The organism is Acrocarpospora corrugata (genome assembly GCF_009687845.1).
Taxonomy (GTDB): domain Bacteria; phylum Actinomycetota; class Actinomycetes; order Streptosporangiales; family Streptosporangiaceae; genus Acrocarpospora; species Acrocarpospora corrugata.
The window spans coordinates 1-4257 of record NZ_BLAD01000160.1 but is presented as its reverse complement, the minus strand read 5'-3'; the positions used below and the strand labels follow the sequence as shown (position 1 = coordinate 4257).

At 63.1% G+C, this 4257-nt stretch carries 5 protein-coding genes; all 5 read right to left on the bottom strand.

What is annotated here, in order from left to right; all coding sequences use genetic code 11:
• Nucleotides 1–468 (bottom strand): TRM11 family SAM-dependent methyltransferase (locus Acor_RS41760; protein ID WP_281353319.1); only part of this gene is annotated, 468 nt, incomplete at its 3' end.
• Nucleotides 465–1052 carry a hypothetical protein gene (locus tag Acor_RS41755; protein WP_155342290.1) on the bottom strand — a complete coding sequence of 196 codons (588 nt, stop codon included), beginning with the start codon at nt 1050–1052 and terminating at the stop codon, nt 465–467. The genes Acor_RS41755 and Acor_RS41760, both read right to left, overlap by 4 nt.
• A 30-nt stretch (nt 1053–1082) precedes the next feature.
• A complete protein-coding gene (locus Acor_RS41750) occupies nt 1083–1406 on the bottom strand; it encodes a hypothetical protein (protein WP_155342289.1) in 324 nt (107 codons plus the stop codon).
• Between the two features lie 592 nt (nt 1407–1998).
• Nucleotides 1999–2643, bottom strand: a complete 645-nt coding sequence (locus Acor_RS41745) for a hypothetical protein (RefSeq protein WP_155342288.1) — start codon at nt 2641–2643, stop codon at nt 1999–2001.
• Between the two features lie 322 nt (nt 2644–2965).
• A complete protein-coding gene (locus tag Acor_RS41740; RefSeq protein WP_155342287.1) occupies nt 2966–4033 on the bottom strand; it encodes a PDDEXK family nuclease in 1068 nt (355 codons plus the stop codon).
• Nucleotides 4034–4257 lie beyond the last annotated feature (224 nt).

The window sequence follows — 4257 nt, the reverse complement described above, 5'->3', positions numbered from 1 at the left end:
ATTCCATTTGGTCACCCCGGGCTGACCGCTGTCACGGCTGGATCGAACGTGGCCGTGAGTGGCGGCTCCGTAGGGCGGCGAGGTGAGAACCAGGGCGACCCGACCGGCCAACTCCGGCAGCAGCGCGCCGATGGAGCGGGAGTCGGCGGTGATGACCCGTCCGGTGCCCGGTGCGCCCTGGCGGCGGGCGTGGGCCAGGTTGGCGAGCGCGAGGTCGGCCCACCGCTGCTCGAACTCGATGCCCACCGCGTGCCGTTCAAGGTGGACGGCTTCGACCAGGGTGGTGCCGATTCCGCACATCGGATCGACCACGAGTTCGCCCGGCGCGCTGTAGGTGTCGATCACCTTGGCGGCGATAGCGGGCAGCATCTTGGCGGGATGCCTCATCGATGCCGCGACATAGCGGTCCTTGCGCTGGTGACGGGACTGCTGCTGGCCCGTCGCCCAGACCGACGCCGTTGGCTTCATCGAGATTCCTCCTTGTCCCGCTGGCCGAGTGCGTCCTCGGCAGGGGAATCAGGCGGGCCGGCCGAAGTGGGTTTGACGAAGATGAGCAGGTCGGAGTGAACGCGGGTGCTGGCGGGAAGCCCGGCGCATACTGAGCGGAGTCCCTCGGCGGGCCGGGGGCTCGACGGCGGAGGTTTGATCATTTCCCCTCGTGCGAGGAAACCCAGGGCGATGATGTGCTGCAGATAGGTCAGCCCCGCCTGCTGTGCGCGGGCGATGATCTGCGGATTCGGATCGGCAGCTCGGCCTTCGATCTGGTGCAGGCCGGTCACCACGACCAGGCGCCCACCCGGCTTCAGCAACTCGGCCATCACGGCCACCTCATCGCCTCTCCAACCGGTGGCGGCCTCCTCGGCGGAGCCGGACGAGCGGCTGAGGCGGTTCGAGGGTGGGCATGTGTGCTTGAGCACGACGAGGGCGGCGGTACCCCGGTGCTCCTGCAAGGTCAGATGGATCGCGCCCAGTTTCGCCACGCGGAGATCGGCGCCTCGCAGGTGGTGGGCGGGATGCATGCGCTTCAGGGCATGCCAGGCCGCAACCGCCAACTGGGCGTCGGGGAACGTGGCGGTGACGCGTCACCCCATGGAGATCGCGTTCGAGATGAGGTGGTGATCGGCGGCGTTGATGTCGATTACGGTCTCGCCCAGCCGGGTGCAGGCCGACACCAGATGCTTGGTAAGCGGACCGCTCACCGGAACGCAGCAGCCGTTGTCGCACGCGGGTGCGGATTCGCCATCGTCAGCCGCCAGCCACACGCTCAACGGCAGGTGCCGCCGAGCCGCCTCCTCGGCCGCGCGGACCGTGGCCGGGGGTGTTCCGCAGGAAGGATCGTCACCACAGAAGCGGGCCAAGGTGGGCTGGTGGACGAACGGGTCGGGTTGGATGGGGTGTTGGGTCATGGTGATGTGGCCCGATCACCGGGTCACCTGGTCCCTGTCACCTCTGCAAATACCTGCCGCCAGGCAGGAGGAGGGACAAGCCGTCAAGCAAAGCTTCGGCCATGCCCAGCCGTCCCGCGCCGGACCTCCCCAGCCCGGTCCTTAACGTTTCCGCAGCTCACAACGCTTCTCGTACACGTCTCGCACGACCCATCCGCAGAGTCGAGCTTCGGGTGGGCGGGCCGCGCCGCGCTCGTTCGCCGGCTCACCCGTCGTCAGAGAGCGTCGTCTCGATCGCCATCGCCAACTGCTGAACGAGTGTGCCCGTGCGCCTGCGCCAACCACTTGTTGGACGTCACTCCCGACGAACACGGGACGCCATTCCCTATGAACATGCGACACCGGCTATTACCGGGCCGAAATCCGCCCGCCACGTTCACGATGACGCGGTGCCGCTCATCATGACGGCTCCGTCCGTCGTGTATCGGTCCGCACGGCGCCCGGAGTGGCGCTCCGTGCGGGGCTGGAGTCGACCTCTCATGCCGAGATGAGTCCGCGATCTGCGACTCGGCTTCCTCTTCGGTGTCGGCTCAACGCTCTGACCAGTAGTTGACTATGCCGCTCTGTTGAAGATTTGCTTTTGGACTCCAAGATAGCGACGCAAGTCAATAATTGTCTGGGAAGGACTGTTGTCCTCAGAATGAGATGTTGACTCTTGAAGCTCGCTCAATTCAATCTGATTCGATTCGGCAAGTTTCCTCGTGTAATCAGCCACATGATTGACCAGCGTATCCAGCTGATCAGCCGAAAAACCAACGATTATTCTGCCGCCGTCAGATTCCTCCTTGAGGGCATCCAAATCCGAGATTAGACGATCGAGGACATCTGCATCGAGGCATCCGTTGCGGACCGCTTCCAAGTAAGCACCCAACGAGGCATTGAACTTCTCGACACAATTTGGCATCTCAGGCTCGGTACCCTGCTTCCTCTTCCCCGCCCAAAAGCCTACGCATCCCGCGGTTGCCACTACTGCTACTACACCCAGTCCGATAGCGATGGACTTGGGGTTCGTCAATGCCTTCGCGATACCCCTCAGGGCGCCTTCCTGTGTGTCCACCGGACGTGGCACTTCTGGCAAATGTGTGAAAATGCGTCCCGCGAGGTCGCGAACTACACTTCCGATTCTCACAAGCTCACCGGTCAACAAACGTGCTTCAATATCGTCTGGTATAAACAACGTGGGTTGAACGAAAGCCATAATTTCCCCTGTGTCACGGATTACGGATGCTCCGATTGGCTGGATTGTAGTGCTGTCTGGCGTCGGACGGTAGCTTCGAGGCGATCGTCAGGCCGTACTTGAAGCCTTCGCGCCAATGGGGTCAGTGGCGAAGGCATGTCGAGCCCGTGAGCATGGTCGCACTGGACATCGCCTCCGACGCGCCCCACGCCACCGTCAAGTCTGCGCTGGCCCGAGGCGAGGCAGCTGGACGGTGATACTTCGAGGAAGGCTGCGTGACTGAGGAGTGGCTGAATCTGCCATGGACAGCGGATTACGTCCGGATCTGCCGCTGAACGCACGTCTAGGCAGTTTTGCGGTTAGCAGATTCCTCGTAGGCACTCCTCAGGAGCGCGAGCACCTCGTCACTGATGTCGCACTTCAGGTAGTTGTTCTGACCGATCTGGCCGGGAAGCCGTTCGTCCAGGCGAGCCAGTGTGTTCGGCGCCTCGGCTTGGATGACGGTGCGTTGCGGGCTGACATAGGCGCCTCCGTCACTCCAGATCATGAACATTCCACGGCTCTGACCGGGAAGACGCGGATTGAGGATCCAGCGGCCCTTGCCCACAGTGGTGAAGAGGGTGGCCAGACCATCTGACTGCAATCGCTCTGCCCAGTCACACAGCCGGCGGAGTAGTTCGCGGTGGGAGGGATCGGCGCTGTCGATGCTGTCGCGGAAGGAAGCCGATCCCTGAGTCGGCTTGGCCTCCCGTTGAATCCTCGACGGCGAAACCGAGGCCGCCAAAGCGCGCTCCGGCTCGACCAGTTGCGGGACGAGTACCTGGCTGCCACGCACGTCGTAGGCCATCACCGTCACCAGATCGATATCCAGCCGATCGTTGGTGACGGTCTGCAGATACCCGGCGAGCTCGATCAAGTCGGCTGGCGCGGCATCGAGGACCACAACGCAGCGGGCATTCCCTTTCTCGAATTCCTCAGCCATGCCGTTGCGAAAGGTCTCGATATCGAACAACCCATCACCGACCTCCGCAGCCACCGCATCGGCGACAGTCGCGTGCCCACGTACGGTCACATGAGGCTGCATCAGCTCTTCGAACGCGGTCGCCGACAGCCGGAATATATAGGACGCGTATCCGAGTACCTGTGCGAAAACGGTTCTCCGATCCGAATTGGCAGCGAGTTTCACCTCAATGACCACTGGTCGCCCGCTATCGGCATCCACGGCCACGAGATCGGCGTAGCCATTGCCGAGCTGCACCTCCCGACCCAGGATCACTAGTCTTGGCTGACCGGGAAGCGGCAACATCGCGGGAGCGCGTTCGATACTGCTGTGAAGCGCCTGCTCGTTCGCGTACGGCTGCGCTGGAAGAGGTACCAGCCCTTTTCCTTCGTCATGCCAAATGCCCGTCACCGATGCTCCTTGACCGCCGGCCGTCACTGCTGACCGCAATGGTGCAGGTATAAGCACCATCCGGCAACGTCTTCACATGCCGCTGGGCGGGCGTCGGAGATCCGAGTGCGGGACACGTCCGGCTCTTCCTAGAAGCGGATGTTCTTCTGCAGGGAGTTCTGGGGGGACTGGACGGGGCTGAGGCCGCCAAGCGGCGGATCTCAAGACCGATGTTCACGCTGCCA

Excerpts from the sequence above, each read along its gene's own strand:
- Acor_RS41745 (WP_155342288.1), bottom strand. The coding sequence starts at position 2,643 with ATGGCTTTCGTTCAACCCACGTTGTTTATACCAGACGATATTGAAGCA.
- Acor_RS41750 (WP_155342289.1), bottom strand. The coding sequence starts at position 1,406 with ATGACCCAACACCCCATCCAACCCGACCCGTTCGTCCACCAGCCCACC.